A 16,855-nucleotide genomic window follows, 5' to 3' on the forward strand; every position below is an offset into this window, starting at 1 on the left:
AAAACACGATATCGTGTTGAGTTAGCCGATCACTCAACCAGGAGACGACATGGCACGACCGCGAGCCGAGGAACCGGGCGCACCGCAAAAGATGCAGGATGCGTTCTGGCGTTTGCTGGAGGACAAGCCGTATGCGCAGATCACCATCAGCGACATCACGCGTGCGAGCGGCCTCAACCGCAGCGCGTTCTACTACCATTACGCCAACATCCCCGAACTGGCCGACGACGCGATCGCCGCGATCTACGAGCAGCCGGACATCACCGCATTCATCATGCACGTCATCCGTCAGGACGAAGGAATCGACGGCATCCGCGACTATGCGCTCGCTTGCCTATCCTCGCCGCAACGCATCCGCAGCATCCGCCGTCTGTCGCTGATCGCCGGGCCGCACGGTTCGGCCGGACTCGCGACGCAGCTCAAAACCCATGTCGTCGAGATCTGGCTGACGGCGCTCGGCCGCGATCCCGCCACACTGAACCCCGGTCAGCACATGCTGCTGGAGTTCGCCTCAAGCGGCATGCTCGGCGTGCTCGCCAAGGCGCCAGCCCTGCTCACACCGGACAACGTCGAGTGGCTCAGCCGTTCGATCATGCCGAGCATCGTCTCACAGCTCATCAATTCGCTCAGGACCGGCGGCGACGAGCCGATACGCAAGGAGCCCGACGCGTAGACGATACGTGTCGGGCTCCCGTCCGCGGCGATCGGCGGCCGCTGCTCACGCAGCCTACTTCATGAGTTTGCGCAGCACGTACTGCAGGATGCCGCCGTTGCGGTAGTAGTCGGCCTCGCCGGGCGTGTCGATGCGCACGACCGCGTCGAACTCGGTCTTCGAGCCGTCGGCGTGCGTGGCGGTGACGTGCACGGTCTTCGGTGTCGCGCCGTGGTTGAGCTCCTCGATGCCGTCGATGTCGTACGTTTCGGTGCCGTCGAGGCCGAGCGACGTGTAGCTTTCGCCGGCCGGGAACTGCAACGGCAGCACGCCCATGCCGATCAGATTGCTGCGGTGGATACGCTCGAAGCTTTCCGTAATCACCGCGCGAACGCCCAGCATGAGCGTGCCTTTGGCCGCCCAGTCGCGCGATGATCCGGTGCCGTACTCCTTGCCGGCGAGCACCACGAGCGGCGTGCCGGCGGCCTTGTAGTTGAGCGACGCGTCAAAGATCGTGGACGGCTCGCCGGTCGTGAAGTCGTAGGTGAAGCCGCCGGGCGTGACCTCGTTGCCGGTGGAGGCGAGCAGCAGGTTGCGCAGGCGGATGTTGCCGAACGTGCCGCGCACCATGACCTCGTGGTTGCCTCGGCGCGAACCGTAGGAGTTGAAGTTCTTCGGCTCGACGCCGCGTTCGGTCAGGTACTTGCCGGCCGGGCTGGACGCCTTGAACGCGCCCGCCGGAGAGATGTGGTCGGTGGTCACGGAGTCGCCGAGCAGGGCGAGCACGCGTGCGCCGTGGATGTCGGCGACCGGGTCCGGCACGGCCTTCATGCCGTCGAAGAACGTCTGGCGGCGCACGTACGTGGACTTCGGGTCCCATTGGAACAGCTCGCCTTCGGGCACGTCGAGGCCCTTCCAGCGATGGTCGCCCTCGAACACGGACGCATAGTCCTTGAGGAACATCTCACGGCTGACGGTGCCATTGACCACGGCGGCGACCTCCTCGTTGGTCGGCCAGATGTCCTTCAGGTACACGTCGTTGCCGTCCGGATCCTTGCCGAGCGGCTGCGAGGCGAAGTCGAAGTCCATCGTGCCGGCGAGCGCGTACGCGATGACGAGCGGCGGCGAGGCGAGGTAGTTCATCTTGACGTCCGGGCTGATGCGGCCTTCGAAGTTGCGGTTGCCGGACAGAACAGCGGTGACGGTCAGGTCGTTCGCGTTGATCGCCTCGGAAATCTCCGGCAGCAGCGGGCCGGAGTTGCCGATGCAGGTGGCGCAGCCGAAGCCGACGAGCTCGTAGCCGAGCCGGTCAAGATCGTCCTGCAGTCCCGCGGCCTTCAGGTAGTCGGCGACGACCTGCGAGCCGGGGGCGAGCGAGGTCTTGACCCACGGCTTCGGGGACAGACCACGCGCGACCGCGTTGCGGGCGATCAGGCCGGCGGCGATCATGACGGACGGGTTGGACGTGTTTGTGCACGAGGTGATGGAGGCGATCGCCACGTCGCCGTTGGTCAGATCGAAATCGCCGCGGAAGTCGGTGGACACGGCGACCGGCTCCTTGACGGTCTTCTCGGTCTCGTACGCGGGCAGCGTCTCCTCGAACGTCTGCTTGGATTCGGACAGCACGATGCGGTCCTGCGGGCGCTTCGGGCCGGCGATCGACGGCACGACGGTGGACAGGTCGAGTTCCTCGTATTCGGAGTACTGCGGTTCGACGTAGTTCGGATCGGAGGCGTCGCCCCACAGCTTGTTGACCTTCGCATAGGCTTCAACGAGCGCAACCTGCTCGTCCGAACGGCCGGTGAGGCGCAGGTAGTCGAGCGTGACCTGGTCGATCGGGAAGATACCGCAGGTCGAGCCAAATTCGGGGCTCATGTTGCCGATGGTGGCGCGGTTGGCGAGCGGGACGGACGCGATGCCGTCGCCGTAGAATTCGACGAATTTGCCGACGACGCCGTGCTTGCGCAGCATGTCGGTGATGGTCAGGACCACGTCGGTGGCGGTGACGCCTTCGGGAATGGAACCGGTGAGCTTGAAGCCGACGACGCGCGGCACGAGCATGGAGATCGGCTGGCCGAGCATGGCCGCCTCGGCCTCGATGCCGCCGACGCCCCAGCCGAGAACGCCGAGGCCGTTTTCGGTGGTGGTGTGCGAGTCGGTGCCGACGCACGAGTCGAGATAGGCGAGCTGGCGTCCGCGCTCCCCCGCCTTCGTCATGATGACCTTGGCGAGGTATTCGATGTTGACCTGGTGGATGATGCCGGTTCCCGGCGGCACGACGCGGAAGTTGCGGAATGCCTGCTGGCCCCAGCGCAGGAACTGGTAGCGTTCGCCGTTGCGCTGGTATTCAATGTCCATGTTCTGCTCGACCGCGTCGGCGACGCCGTACTTGTCGATCTGCACGGAGTGGTCGATGACCATGTCGGACTGCACCTGCGGGTTGATGACCTCGGGGTCGCCTCCGAGCTGCTTGACGGCGTCGCGCATGGTGGCGAGGTCGACGATGCACGGCACGCCGGTGAAGTCCTGCATGACGACGCGGCTCGGCGTGAACTGGATCTCGTGGCTGGGCTCGGCGTTCGGATCCCAGTCGAGCAGCGCTTTGACGTGTTCGTCGGTGATGTTCGCGCCGTCGATGTTACGCACGAGATTCTCGACCAGCACCTTGAGCGAGTACGGCAGATGGTCGATGCCGGGCAGGTCGGCAATCGAATAGTAGTCATAGTCCGTGCCGTTCACGCTGAGCGTGGACAGCTGGTCGTCGCGTACGGACATGTTCCCCTCCGGCTTCTAGGACTGTAATCGGTAACGTCGCCGATTATCTGCCCTTCACAATACCGGCATGTTACCGTGGCTCTGGCGTGTCGGCTTGCCATGTGAGATAATCCGCGCCGCCGCGGCGACGATCACATGGCACAGGACGAACACGGCGGCCGACAGCAGCAGCGCGACGGCGGTGGCGGTGATCTCACGGCCGGTGGGCACCTCAAGCGCGAAGAAGCTCGCGACGAACGGGATCAGCATGCCGATGACGCCGGCCGCGGCGAACGCGGCGACGAGGATGCCACGCCACGAATTGAGCGGCTGCGCAACGCGGGCGAGGACCAGCACGCCGAGCACAAACACGATGATCGCGTTCGTGGCGCGCAGGCTGGCCAGATCGGCGGCGTTCTCGACATTCCAACCCATGATGGACGGCAGCATCCACGACGAACACAGGACGGCCAAGGCGATCGCGAGCCCGCCGGGCAGGGCGAACCGGACGACGCGGTGCAGGAACCCGGGGATGTAGCGGCGAGTGTTCGGCGCGAGCGCGAGGATGAACGCCGGCATGCCGATCGTGAGCGCGCCGATGTAGGTAATGTGCCGGGGCAGGTACGGGAACGGGATGGCCGTGAGGACCACGCCGAGCGAGATGAGCGCGGAGTACACGGTCTTGACGAGGAACAGGCTGGCGACGCGTTCCATATTGGCCATGACCTGACGGCCGCGGGCGACCACGTCGGGCAGATGGCTGAATCTGGAATCCACGAGCACGACCTGGGCGACGGCCTTGGTGGCAGGCGCGGCGTTGCCCATCGCGATGCCGAGATCCGCCTCCTTGATGGCCAGCGCGTCGTTGACGCCGTCGCCGGTCATCGCGACGACGTGGCCGTCCACGTGCAAGGCCTGGACGATGGCCTTCTTCTGGTCAGGCAGGACGCGGCCGAGCACGTCGACGGTTTCGAGTGTGCGGGCCAGTTCGTTGATGTCGCTCGGCAGCTTCCGCGCGTCCATCGCGACGGGCGTACGGTCGCCGGTCAGACGCACCTTCCGTGCAATCGCGCCGACCGTGACCGGATTGTCGCCGGAGATGATGCGGCAGCGCACCCCCTGCTCGCGGAACCATGCGAGCGTGCCTTCGGCATCCGCGCGGATCCGCTCCGCGCACAGCACCAGCCCCACCGGCCGCGCCTGCGGATTGACCGCCGCCTCGGCCTCGTCTCCACCTTTGACGCTGGCGGAGCCTCGGCTCGTCCCGTAATTAAGGACGGCCTGCGGCCGCGTTTGGCTGGCTCGCCTGTCGGCTCGCACATTGCCTGCGAACGACTCTGTCGTTCGCTGAACGGCAATGTCCCGGCTGAGGGAGCTGTCACGGCCACGCCGTGACTGAGGGAGGGCACACCCAACCACCTCAGAAGTCACTGTCGCGATCAAGAGCACACGGTTGCCGTCCGCGGCGAGCGCGTTCACCTGCGCGAGCACATCCGCGTAGTCCCCGTCGAGCGCGTTCAGCAGCACCTCCGGCGCCCCCATGTACCAGGTCGTGCCGTCTCCGTCCGTGATTGAACTCCACTTGCGGGCGCTCGAGAATGGCACTCGCGCGGCGACCTGCCCCGCACCGAATCCTTCCCCTCGCAGTCCGGCGAGCACCGCCTGACCGGTGCCGTTCGGTTGTTCCTCGTTCGCCAGGTCGTACAACGCCTGTTTCGCCGTCCGTTCGTCGCAGTCGGCGTCGTCGAGCATCATCACGCGGTCGAACGCGATGCCGCCGTCGGTCACCGTGCCGGTCTTGTCGAGGTTCAGGCAATCCACGCGGGCCAGTGTCTCCACCGATTCGAGTTCCTGTACGAGCGTATTGTGCCGGGCCAGCCGCATAGCGGCGATCGCGAAGTTGAGCGAGGTGAGCAGCACCAGTCCCTCCGGGATCATGCCGACCACGCCGGCGACGGCCGAGACGACCGCCTGCCGCCACGCGCCGGTCGAGATCGCCGCCGACCAGCCGCCGACGGTCTGTATCTGCGACCAGATGAGCAGCGCACACAGCGGCACGACGAGGAACGTCATGAATTTGAGGATCGTGTTGATGCCCTTGTTGAGGTCGGACACGGTCTTCTTGTATACCTTAGCCTGTGCGGTCAGGCTGGCCGCGTACCCGTGTGCGCCGACCGCGGTCACGCGTGTCAGCGCCATGCCGGAGACGACGGTCGAACCGGAATACACCGCGTCGCCGCTCTTCTTGCGCACGGTGCGTGACTCGCCGGTGAGCATCGATTCGTCGAGTTCGATGCCGTAATCGTCCACGACTTCGGCGTCGGCGGGCACCTGGTCGCCGGAGCGCAGCCAGAGCAGGTCGTCGAGCACGATGCCGTCGTGGGAGACGGTCGTGTCCCGTCCGTCGCGGTGGACGACGTAGTCGGCGGCGACAAGGATGGACAGTTTGTCGAGCGTGCGTTTGGCCTTGAGCTCGGTGACGATGCCGATGCCGGTGTTGATGAGAATCACGAAACCGAACACCGCGTCGCGCCATGAGCCGGTGAGCAGCACCATGACCATCGCGGCGAGGATGATGCCGTTGAACAGGGTGAACACGTTGGCGCGCACGATGTCGGCGACCGACCGGGATGTGGAGGTCTTCACCGTGTTGACGCGCCCGTCGGCGACGCGTTCGGTCACTTCGGCTTCGCTCAGACCGGTTTCGGATGTCTGCGGCATGGAAAGACTCGCGCTCATGCCCACCAGCCTACCGCGCCCGTCCGTCCGCGCACTCATCCTGTGGACGGATGTGGAGTCCCGTGTGATGCGGTTCGGCTACGGTCGGTTCAGTTCGGTCGCGTTCATGGTGCTGACCATGATCTCGCGCTCGTGCGGCTTGTCGTCCATGATGTCGGCGAGCGCCTGGGCGATCGGCTGCGCGTCCGCCGCACGGTCGTTGAGCGTCAGCGTCGCGGCGAACAGCGTCTTGTCGACGGGCGTGTTCGTCGGGTCGAGCAGCGCGACCGGGATGCCGGCGCCGCGGGCCTTGCGCAGCACGTCGTTCCAGTCGTCCGTGTTGTCAGAACCGAGCTGCAGGCCATTGATCACGATGACGGTGGCCCGTCGGTCGATCAGATCGGTCACGCCCCGCCGCGCGGTGGCGTCCGGATCGGACATGTCGGCGACCGGCACGTACACGGCGTTCACGCCGGCCGTGTCGAACGCGTCCATCGCCATCCTGTCCACATCGGCGCTTTGCGCGGCGCCGACCAGTCCGATGAGCATGTCCTGCTTGATCTTGCCGATGTGTGCGACCTCGGGTTCGCTGTCCTGCGTGTCGCCGACCGCGCGACCAGCCGGCTCGCAGGCGGCCAATGTCAGGCAGGCGGCCATACAGGCCAGCGTGGCGGTCAGGCGACGGAACACGGTTCGGCTCATACGCTCGATCCTACTGCATTCACGCGCGGCGGAACAGCGCCACCGTCTCGACGTGGTGGGTCATCGGATAGATGTCGAACGCGCGCACGTCGGCCAGTTCGTAACCGAGTTCGCGCAGCGTGCCGGTGTCGCGGCCCAGGCTGGTCGGGTCGCATGCAATGTAGATGATCGAACGGGCACCGGAGGCGGCCATCTGGCGGCAGACCTTGGCCCGGGCGCCCGCGCGTGGCGGGTCGAGCACGATCAGGTCGGGATGTGCGAGGTGTGCGGGCACGTTGGCGAGGGTTTTCGCCACGTCGCCGCATCGCGCGTCCACGTCGGTCAGGTTCAGGTGCCGCAGGTTGCGTTGCGCGCTCTTGACGGCCGTGCGTCCGCCCTCGACGCTGAGCATGCGCGTGCGCGGCGTGACGAGCGTGGCCAGCGGCAGCGTGAACAGGCCGGAACCGGAATACAGGTCCCAGATGCAGGCGGACTGATTCTCGCCGATCTCCTGGCGGGCGAGCGAGATGACGTGGTTCGGCAGGGCGATCGGCGCCTGGCGGTGAATCTGCCAGAAGCCGTTCGCGTCGACCGTGTATTCGAACGTGGTGCCGGCGATGTCGGCGCGTTCGACGAGCCGCTGGCTGCCGGAACGCAGTTCGCCGTCGACGAGCACGGCGTAGTTATCGGCTTTGTCGTTCGTTTCGGATGAGGGACGCGGTTCGGGTACGGACAGGCGGATCTGCGAGCCGGGTTCGAAGCCGCCGTCCCAGATATGCTCGCGTTCGGCCACGGCGAGCAATGTCTTGGTCGCGAGCGGCATCGTGTCGATCGGCACGCGCACGTGCGAGCCGCGTCGGCGCATCGAGGGCTTGCCATTGTCGTCGGCGATCATCTCGATGCGGGTGCGCCAGTGGAATCCGCCGAGCGCCTCGTCACCATCCATGCGTTCGATCGGCACGGGCACGTCGATATGGCCGAGCCGACTGAGCTGTTCGGATACGGTGACGGCTTTCCAGCGCAGCTGGCCGGGCAGACTCACGTGCACGAGATCGGCGCCGCCCACGCCGCCGTCCATCGCGAGGGGGCCGGCAAGCGGCCACGCGGGGGCCACGCGGTCCTCGCTCGCCTCGATCACTTCGGTGACCTCGCCTGTCCAGAAACGGTCGTCGCGGTCGTGCGGCTCGTCCAGCGTCACGCGCACGAGCTCGCCGGGCAGGGCGAAGCGCACGAAGACGACGCGTCCGTCGATATGGCCGACGCACCGGCCCTGGTCGGCGTAACGTTCGATGCGCACCTGAACGTCCATCACGTAGTACTCCTTGCGGTCTGGTTGTCCGGACAAACGGGGTATCCGGTTACTGGTTGTCTGTCTGCGCGGCAGCCTTGTGACGGTGCAGCGGGGTGGCGATGATGAGGTACGACACCCAGATCGCGAGCGCCCAGAACGGGATGCCCATGAGCAGTCTCGCCGTGCCGAGCAGGGCGACATGGTCGGTCAGATACAGCGGCACCTGCACGAGTAACCGAAGCGCGAACACACCGATCCACAATGCGGTCACGATCATGTATGCGCGTTTGAGCGCGCGGTCACGCATCCAGTCGTTGAACCATGCCTTGAAATGCTCGGTGGGCAGGGACCGGATGAATTCGATCATCAGGCCGAGGCCGGGCACGCGCACGATCAGCGACAGCGTGAGCAAGACCAGATACACGGCGTTCGAGATGAAGCCGAACATGTAGTAGTTGCGCGCCTCATGGCTTTTCCACGCCCAAATCAGACAGATGCCGACCGCGATCAGGCCACTCAGCGCGCCCATCGCGGACTGGCGTTGCACGAGCCTGGCGACCACCTGGATCACGGCCAGCGCGGCGGAGACGGCGATCGTGAGGTTCAGATCGCTGGTGACGATGAACATCACGACAAACATGACGCCCGGTAGCATCGATTCGACGACGCCGCGCGGGCCGCCGATCGCGTCGATGACGGAGAAATCACCGCCGTCGCCCACGTCGGCGAGCGAGGCCATGCCGGTGCGTTTCTTCTGGTTCTCTTCGGCCATATCGGCTGATGCGGTCCGTCAGCGGACTTCAGAGAACATCGGGCCGCGCGAGAGCGTGGTCTTGACCTCGACCTGCTGGTCGGTGTCGAACGGGCCGTCTGGCCTGTTCGGGATGTCCTTGAGGTGCTCCTTGCCTTCCGTCTCGCCCGCGGCGGCCGCGGCGGCGGCCTTGCGTTCGGCCGGGGCGACGGGCGGGTGCATCGGGATCAGGTCGCGCGGCGCGAGAGGCTCCTCGCCGCGGTCGACGACGACGTCGACGAAGAACTTGTTGAGCGCGATCGTCTCGTCGGCATTCGGATCGGTCGCGGCGGTACCGGAGAAGATGCCGCGCAGCATCCAGCGCGGGCCATCCACGCCGACGATGCGGGTGACGAGCACCTTGCCGCCCTTGAGCTGGACCGGCAGCTTGATCTCGGTGCCGAACACGCCCGGCTGTTCGGTCGCGCCCTTGTTGGCGGCGATCAGGTCGGCGCGCACGTCGTCCCACAGGCCGGCGCTCTTCGGCGCGGCGAACGCCTCGATCTCGAGGCTGGACGTACCGTAGGAGATAGTGGAGCCGAGGATCTGCTGGTCGGCGCGGCTGGCCTTGAGACGCAGCGACAGGCCCTGCAGGTACGGCAGGTAGTATGCGCCGAGGTCGAGGTGCATGTCGTAGTCGATCACGTCCTCGTCGTTGACGTCCCACGGGCCGTATTCCTCGCCGCGACCCTCGTATGCGCTGACGATCTCGGTCGGGTAATGCTCCTCGGCGGTTTGGGCGGCGGCCTCGTCGGCGGTGTTTTCGGTCTCGTCCTTGGCCTCGTCGGCGGCCTTCTCGGCCTCGCGCTCAGCGGCGTCCTCGTCCTGGTGCTTCTTCTTGCCGAATCCAAACAGTCCCATTGGTGTTCCTCGTTTCGTTATGCGGTTGCAACCTCGACTAGCGTAGCACTACACCTTGTGATTGGCTGTCAGCGGTGCGGATCATCCGGCGGCTAGACGATATGCGCCGCTGAGATCCCCGTCAGCGGTGCATATCGTCTATCGGACAGCGGAAATCACACGTCATAGGTGATCGTCAGCGGCGCGTGGTCGGACCATCGCGCGTCGTAGGTGGGCGCCTTGTCGATCACGAACCCGCGTGCCGTCTCGGCCAGTTCGGGCGTGGCGAACTGGTAGTCGATGCGCCAGCCGACGTTGTTGTCGAACGCGCGGCCGCGCTGGCTCCACCATGTGTACGGGCCTTGGATGTCGCCGGCGAGGTCGCGCATCACGTCCACGAACTCCAGCTCCCCCAGCCAGCGGTCGACGTACCTGCGTTCGGCGGGCAGGAATCCGGCGTGCTTCTCGTTGGCTTTGGCGTTCTTAATGTCGAGCGGCGTGTGCGCGATGTTGAAGTCGCCGCACAGCACGGCCTGACGCCCGCCGTGCGCCGCCTCGTCGCGCAGCTGGCCCATGCGCACGAGCATGGTGTCGAGAAACCGGTATTTCTGCTGCATCTTCACCGGGTCGTCGGTGTTGCCGGCGTGTACGTACACGCATGCGACGGTGATCTCGTAGCCTTGCGGCGTGCGGATGTCGGCTTCGATCCAGCGGCCCGAGTCGACGTCCTCCTCCAGTCCCGGCAGGCCGTACCGACGTGCGACGACCGGCAGGTCGGACAGCAGGGCGACGCCGGCTCGGCCCTTGACGCGGCAGATCTCGTTCATCGAAGTCAGTTCGGCCGGATCGGACACGGCCCCAGCGGTGGCGTACTCGAAGCCGAACCCGCCGATGATGCGGTCGATGTCGGGCTGCGGGGCGCGCACCTCCTGCATGCACCAGATGTTAGGGGTGTTGCGGCCTGCCCAATCGGCGATGCCCTTGCGTTCGGCGGCACGGATGCCGTTGACGTTCGACGTGGTGATGGTGATGGTCATGCGGCTCATGATACACGCCGCATACCAAAACAGGCTCCCCTTATGCGTCAAGGGGAGCCTGTCAGGGCGTATTGCGATTCAGGATCAGTCGAGGCCGAGCTGGAGCTTGCCGCCCGGGATGGCGTCGAGCAGATCCTTGGTGTACTGCATCTTCGGATGCGCGAACACCTCGTCGGTGGTGGCGTGTTCCACGAGCTTACCGTGCTGCATCACCACGACCTCGTCGGCGATCTGGCGGACGACGGCCAGATCGTGGGTGATGAACAGGTAGCTCAGACCCTGCTCGGCTTGCAGGTCGTTGAGCAGGTGCAGCACCTGGTCCTGCACGAGCACGTCGAGGGCGGAGACGGCCTCGTCGCACACGATCACATCCGGGTTGAGGGCCATCGCTCGCGCGATTGCGATGCGCTGGCGCTGGCCGCCGGACAGCTCGTTCGGGTAACGGGTCATTACGGACTCGGGCATCTCGACCATGTCGAGCAGCTCGCGCACACGCTTCTGGCGGCTCTTCGTGTCCCCGATCTTGTGGATGCGCAGCGGCTCCTCGATCGAGCGGTAGATCGAGTACATCGGGTCGAGCGAACCGTACGGGTTCTGGAACACCGGCTGCACGTGGCGGCGGAAGTCGAGCAGCTCCTTGCCCTTGAAGCCGGCGATGTCCTTGCCTTCGTAGGTCACGGTGCCGGCGGTCGGCTCGAGGAGCTTCAGCACCATGTTCGCCACGGTGGACTTGCCCGAGCCGGACTCGCCCACGATGGCCAGCGTGGAGCCGCGCTTGACGGAGAACGAGACGTCGTCGACGGCCTTGAACATCTCCTTCTTGCGCGGGAGCTTGAATTCCTTGGTCAGGTGGTCGACGGTGATGATGTTCTCGCTCTTTTCGAGCGCATCCTCTCCGACGACGTGGTGCTCGAGCAGCGCGTCCGCGTTCTCGCCGCGCTCGTGCGCGGAGATGATGCGCTGGGATGCGAGCGACGGGGCCGCGGCAACGAGACGCTTGGTGTACGGATGCTGCGGGTGCTGGAGCACCTCGAGCGACGGGCCGGATTCGACGACCTGGCCCTTATACATCACGACGATGTGCTGGGCGCGTTCGGCGGCCAAACCCAGATCGTGGGTGATGAACAGCACGGCCGTTCCCAGCGAGTCGGTCAGGTAGTGCAGGTGATCGAGGATCTTCTTCTGCACGGTCACGTCGAGCGCGGAGGTCGGCTCGTCGGCGATGAGCAGCTCAGGGCGGCACGCGAGGCCGATGGCGATGAGCGCGCGCTGGCGCATGCCGCCGGAGAACTCGTGCGGGTACTGGCGGGCACGGGTGGCCGCATCGGGTAGGCCGGCCTCGGACAGCAGGCCGGCGATGCGGTCGTTGAGCGTGGAACCGGTGACGTGCTTCTTGGCGATGACCCATGCGTCGTCGTCGGCCACGCCGGCCTTGATGAGGTCGTCGGCCACACGCCAACGGGTTTCGGAGCCCGGCACCCACTCGTCCTTGAACGCCTTCATGAACGCGTCGGCCTTCTCGCCGGTCACGCCGATCTTGGCGAGCGCGTCCTTGGCGGCGTCGAGCAGCGCGGGCAGCTCGGCGGAACCGATGAACGTTTCATCGTCGTTGGACTTGACGGCGACCTCGTCGCCCGCCAGGGCCTTCGCCAGCGCGGAACGCTTCTCGTGCGCCACGTCCATGCCGTTGGCCTTGAGCGCCTCCTTGACCTGGGTGCCGATGCGGTACACCGGGTTGAGGTTGCTCATCGGGTCCTGCGGGACGAGGCCCATCTTGGTGCCGCGCAGCTTGTCGAACTCCTTGGGCTTCAAGCCAGCGATCTCCTGGCCGTCGAGCTTGATGGAGCCGCCGACCACGTGGCCGGTGCCGGGCAGCAGGCCGAGCACAGCCATGGCGGAAGTGGACTTGCCGGAGCCGGATTCGCCCACGATGGCCACCCACTGGCCAGGGTAGACGCTGAAGGAGGAGTCGCGCACGGCGTGCACGGCGCGGTTGTCGTCGGTGGTGAAGTCGACCTTGAGGTCCTTGACTTCGAGCAGCGGGCCTTGGGCCTTCTGCATCTCGACGAGCTTCTCGTTGCTATTCGTAGTTTCCATGTCACTCATCCTTCGAGACTCAGGCCGTACGGCTCTTCGGATCGATGGCGTCCTTGACCGCGTCGCCCATCATGATGAAGCTCAGCACGGTGATGGCCAGCGCCACGGACGGGTAGAACAGCACCATCGGGTTGGTCATCAGGTTGGTCTGCGCCTGGGAGATGTCGCCGCCCCAGCTGACGGTGGTGGTCGGCAGACCAATGCCGAGGAAGCTCAGCGTCGCCTCGGACACGATGTAGGAGCCGAGGGAGGTGGTGCCGATCACGATGATCGGGGCCATCGCGTTGGGGATGATGTGGCTGAACAAGTTGCGCATCGGAGTGGAGCCGAGCGCGGTGGATGCGGTGTTGAACTCGAGGTTCTTGGCCTCCATGACCGAGCCGCGGGCGATTCGCGCGGTGGACACCCAGCCGAAGAGGGCGAGCACGAGCACGACCTTCCAGATGGAGCTGTTGGTGCGGAACATCTGCAGCACGACGATGGCGCCCAGCAGGAACGGGATGGCGTAGAAGATGTCGATGATGCGGCTCAGCAGGGCGTCGACCCAGCCGCCGAAGAAGCCGGCGACCGCGCCGATGAGCGTGCCGACGAGCACGACGATCAGCGTGGACATGATGCCGACGGACAGCGAGGTGCGCGTGCCGTACACGGTGCGGGCGAACACGTCGCAGCCCTGGAAGTCGTAGCCGAACGGGTGGCCCGGCTCCGGGTCGCCCAGTGAGTTGTCGAGGTTGCAGTAGTTCGGGTCGATCTTCGTGAACACGCCCGGGAACAGGGCGACGAACACGATGAAAACGATGAGGATGCCCGAGACGATGAACAGCGGGTTCTTGCGCAGCGTGCGCCACGCGTCGGCCCACATGCTCGAGGCCGGGGCGGATTCGTCGACCTTGTCGACGTCCTGCAGCGGCGTCTCCTCGATCGGGGCGACGTAGCGCTCCTGGCCGGGCAGCACGACGGTTTCGGGGAAGGTCTTGGTTTCGTCAGTCATGATGCTTGTCCTCCTCTCGATCACGCGTAACGAATGCGCGGGTCAAGGGCCGCGTACAGCAGGTCGACGATCAGGTTGCAGATCACGAAGATCAGCAGCAACAGGGTCACGATGGACACCACGAGGTTGCCTTCGCCCTTGAGGATGCTCTGGTAGGTCAGGAAGCCGACACCGTGGATGTTGAAGATCTGTTCGGAGATCATCGCGCCGCCCATGAGCGCGCCAAGATCCTGGCCGAGGTAGGTGACGACCGGGATGAGCGAGTTGCGCAGGACGTGGCGCACCATGACGGACATGTTGCTCATGCCCTTGGCGCGCGCGGTGCGCACGTAGTCCTCGGCGATGTTCGAGGAGATTTCGGAGCGGGCGAGGCGGATGATGTACGCCATCGACACGGAGCCCAGGACCATGGCGGGGAACAGCAGGTCGAAGAAGCCCGGGTCGGAACCTGCGGTCACGGGGATGAGGCTCCACTCGACGCCGAGGAAGTACTGGCCGGCGAAGCCGGTCACGAAGGTCGGCACGGAGATGAGCAGCAGGGAGATGAGCAGGATGACGGTGTCGTACCACTTGCCCTTGTTCAGGCCGGAGACGATGCCGAAGATGACGCCGAAGATCGCTTCGAAGCAGAAGGCCATGATGCCGAGCCTGATGGTCACCGGGAACGCGCGGGCGATCTCGTCGATGACCGGCTGGCCGGCGAACGTGTTGCCGAAGTTCAGCGTGAGCGCGTTCTTGAGGAACAGCAGGTACTGGATGATGAACGGCTTGTCGAGGTTGTATTCGGCGCGGATCTGGGCGGCGACCGCTTCGTTGACCGGCTTGTCACCGAACATCGCCTTGACCGGATCGCCCGGCAACGCGAAGACGAGTGCATAGACCAGCAGCGTCGCGCCAAGAACCACGGGGATCATCTGCAGGATACGTCGCAGAAGATATTTACCCATCGGTTTCTCCTTATTCTTATGGATCGGCCGTGATAACGGAAAGCCTGAAGGCATGGGAAAGATACCCGGCCGATCGCCAAGTACCTCGTTAGTCTACCTTATGGTTTGACTTGAATGTTTCGTGGGGATGACGTGAAGATGAAATACGACATCCGCATGTACCTATATATAAGGAACGGGGAACGGAATCGCTTCCGTTCCCCGTCTCACTACGTGGTCAGTTCGACCGTATGATCAGAGCAATCACTCGGACTTGAGGGTGATGTTCTCGTACATCGGCACGTTCTGCCAGTTGAGCTCCAGGCCCTCGACGTTCAGCGAGGCGACCGCGACGGCGTTGGAGTAGTACAGCGGGATGGACGGCAGATCGTTGAGCAGGATCTCCTGAGCCTGCTGGTAGATCTTGTTCGCATCCTCGGTGGAGGTGGCGGCGTACGCCTTGGTCATCAGGGCGTCGAACTCCTTGTTCTTGTAGTCGCCATCGTTCGAGCCCTTGCCATCGGCAGCGGCGGAATCGTACAGCTGGTACAGGAAGTTCTCGGCGGACGGGTAGTCCGGCTGCCAGCCGGTACGGAACGCGCCCTTGATCTGGCGATCAGTGACGGCGTTACGGAACTCCTGGAAGGTCGGCATCGGGTTGGTGGCGACGTCGATGCCCAGGTTGTTCTTCAGCTGGTTGACGATGGCGTCGTAGATCGGCTTGGCGCCGCCGTCCGCGTTGTACGCGAAGGTGAGCTGACCGTCGTACTTGGAGATCTTGTCGGCCTTGGCCCACAGTTCCTTGGCAGCGGCCGCGTCGAACTTCAGGTTGTCAACGCCCTTGAGGGAGTCGGAGTAGCCCGGGATGAGCGGGGAGGTGAAGTCGACGGCCGGGGTGCCGATGCCGTTGAGGACCTTGTCCGTCAGCTGCTCGCGGTTGATGGCCTTGGAGATGGCCTGGCGACGCAGCTGGCCTTCCTCGGTGGTCACGTCGAAGTGCTCGAGGTTGGACGGGATGGTGAAGGTCTGGGAGACGGAGCCGGCCTTGTTGTAGGCCTGCAGCTTCTTGTTCTTCTCGAAGGTCTTGGTGGCGGAGGCCGGGACGGACTGCATCACGTTCAGGTTGCCGGACTGGACGTCGGCGTACTGCGCGTCGTCGTCGGTGTAGATCTTGAAGGTGATGCCGTCGTTCTTGGCGGCGTCGTTACCCTTGTAGTCGTCGTTCTTGACGATCTTGATTTCCTTGTTGTGGTCCCAGGACTCGAACTTGTACGGGCCGTTGCCGACCGGCTTCTCGCCGAAGGCCTTCGGATCCTTCCAGAAGGATTCCGGCAGCGGGGCGAACGCGGAGTAACCGACCTTGATCGGGAAGGTCGCGTTGGGCTGGTTCAGGTCGACGACGAAGGTGGTGTCGTCCTTGACCGTCAGGCCGGACAGCTGCTCGTCACCCTTGAGCTTGTCGGCGTCCTGCAGCTCGTCGAAGCCCTTGATGGTCGAGAAGAAGGAGGAGGACTTCTGCGCGTTCTTGGCGTTCGCGCCGTAGGACCAGGCCTTGGTGAAGGATTCGGCGGTGACCGGCGTGCCGTCGGTGAACTTCCAGCCGGACTTCAGCTTGATGGTGTACTGGGAGGCGTCGTCGTTCGGGGTGATGGACTCGGCCACCTCGTTCTGCGCGTTGCCCTTGGCATCGAAGGACACCAGGCGGGAGAACAGCAGGTCGATGACCACGCCGCCACCGGTCTCGTTGGTGTTGGTCGGGACGAGCGGGTTCTGCGGTTCGGAATCACCGGCGGTGATGATCATCTTGCCGCCATTGGCAGCGGTGTTGCTGGCGTTGTTGGAAGAGCCGCAGCCGCTGAGCAGCATGGCCAGAGAGCAGGCAGCAGCCGCGAAAGCAAGAGCTTTCTTCTTCATGAATTTCTCCTATTCCATTGATGGGCCGGCCCGCGTCCCGTCTTCCTGCCGCTTATGCAGCAGTTTCGGACGGACGAACCGACTTACGCAAAAGGGTTGACCGCCCGTCCCGCCGAGCCCAATCGGCCCGGCTTCCCGGATCGGCCAACCCCTTTGCTGATCAA

12 protein-coding genes are annotated in these 16,855 nt (G+C 64.9%); 1 reads left to right on the plus strand and 11 read right to left on the minus strand.

Annotation, left to right across the window (positions count from 1 at the left end; all coding sequences use genetic code 11):
* The first annotated feature begins 49 nt into the window (after positions 1-49).
* Positions 50-673, plus strand: a complete 624-nt coding sequence (locus KIH76_RS01005) for a TetR/AcrR family transcriptional regulator (protein ID WP_219068801.1) — start codon at positions 50-52, stop codon at positions 671-673.
* A gap of 54 nt (positions 674-727) precedes the next feature.
* Here KIH76_RS01005 and acnA read toward each other — a convergent pair whose 3' ends face one another.
* The 11 genes from acnA to KIH76_RS01060 all read right to left on the minus strand — a co-directional run bounded on the left by acnA (position 728) and on the right by KIH76_RS01060 (position 16,691).
* Entirely contained in the window at positions 728-3,427 is a 2,700-nt protein-coding gene (acnA, locus tag KIH76_RS01010; protein WP_219068803.1) for an aconitate hydratase AcnA, read from the minus strand.
* A gap of 54 nt (positions 3,428-3,481) precedes the next feature.
* On the minus strand, positions 3,482-6,145 hold the full coding sequence (locus tag KIH76_RS01015; protein WP_236036733.1) for an HAD-IC family P-type ATPase: 2,664 nt from the start codon (positions 6,143-6,145) through the stop codon (positions 3,482-3,484).
* Positions 6,146-6,223: 78 nt separating this feature from the next.
* Positions 6,224-6,826 carry a type 1 periplasmic-binding domain-containing protein gene (locus KIH76_RS01020; RefSeq protein WP_219068805.1) on the minus strand — a complete coding sequence of 201 codons (603 nt, stop codon included), beginning with the start codon at positions 6,824-6,826 and terminating at the stop codon, positions 6,224-6,226.
* 19 nt (positions 6,827-6,845) lie between these two features.
* Positions 6,846-8,114, minus strand: a complete 1,269-nt coding sequence (locus tag KIH76_RS01025) for a class I SAM-dependent RNA methyltransferase (RefSeq protein ID WP_219069159.1) — start codon at positions 8,112-8,114, stop codon at positions 6,846-6,848.
* Between the two features lie 49 nt (positions 8,115-8,163).
* Positions 8,164-8,868 (minus strand): DUF3159 domain-containing protein, encoded by a 705-nt coding sequence (locus tag KIH76_RS01030; protein ID WP_219068807.1) that lies wholly within the window; start codon positions 8,866-8,868, stop codon positions 8,164-8,166.
* An 18-nt stretch (positions 8,869-8,886) separates the two neighbouring features.
* Entirely contained in the window at positions 8,887-9,747 is an 861-nt protein-coding gene (locus KIH76_RS01035; protein WP_219068809.1) for a DUF3710 domain-containing protein, read from the minus strand.
* A 155-nt stretch (positions 9,748-9,902) separates the two neighbouring features.
* On the minus strand, positions 9,903-10,763 hold the full coding sequence (locus KIH76_RS01040; RefSeq protein WP_219069161.1) for an exodeoxyribonuclease III: 861 nt from the start codon (positions 10,761-10,763) through the stop codon (positions 9,903-9,905).
* An 84-nt stretch (positions 10,764-10,847) separates the two neighbouring features.
* The gene (locus KIH76_RS01045) at positions 10,848-12,860 is read right to left on the minus strand and encodes a dipeptide ABC transporter ATP-binding protein (protein WP_420829238.1); all 2,013 of its coding nucleotides are present in this window, start codon (positions 12,858-12,860) and stop codon (positions 10,848-10,850) included.
* 19 nt (positions 12,861-12,879) lie between these two features.
* Positions 12,880-13,851: an ABC transporter permease gene (locus KIH76_RS01050; RefSeq protein ID WP_219068810.1), complete on the minus strand. Its 972-nt coding sequence runs from the start codon at positions 13,849-13,851 to the stop codon at positions 12,880-12,882.
* A 20-nt stretch (positions 13,852-13,871) separates the two neighbouring features.
* Positions 13,872-14,798: an ABC transporter permease gene (locus tag KIH76_RS01055; protein WP_219068812.1), complete on the minus strand. Its 927-nt coding sequence runs from the start codon at positions 14,796-14,798 to the stop codon at positions 13,872-13,874.
* Positions 14,799-15,041: 243 nt separating this feature from the next.
* Positions 15,042-16,691, minus strand: a complete 1,650-nt coding sequence (locus KIH76_RS01060) for a peptide ABC transporter substrate-binding protein (protein WP_219068814.1) — start codon at positions 16,689-16,691, stop codon at positions 15,042-15,044.
* Positions 16,692-16,855: the final 164 nt, after the last annotated feature.

The sequence above is a fragment of the Bifidobacterium simiiventris genome (assembly GCF_019331715.1).
In the GTDB taxonomy this organism is placed as follows: Bacteria; Actinomycetota; Actinomycetes; order Actinomycetales; family Bifidobacteriaceae; genus Bifidobacterium; species Bifidobacterium simiiventris.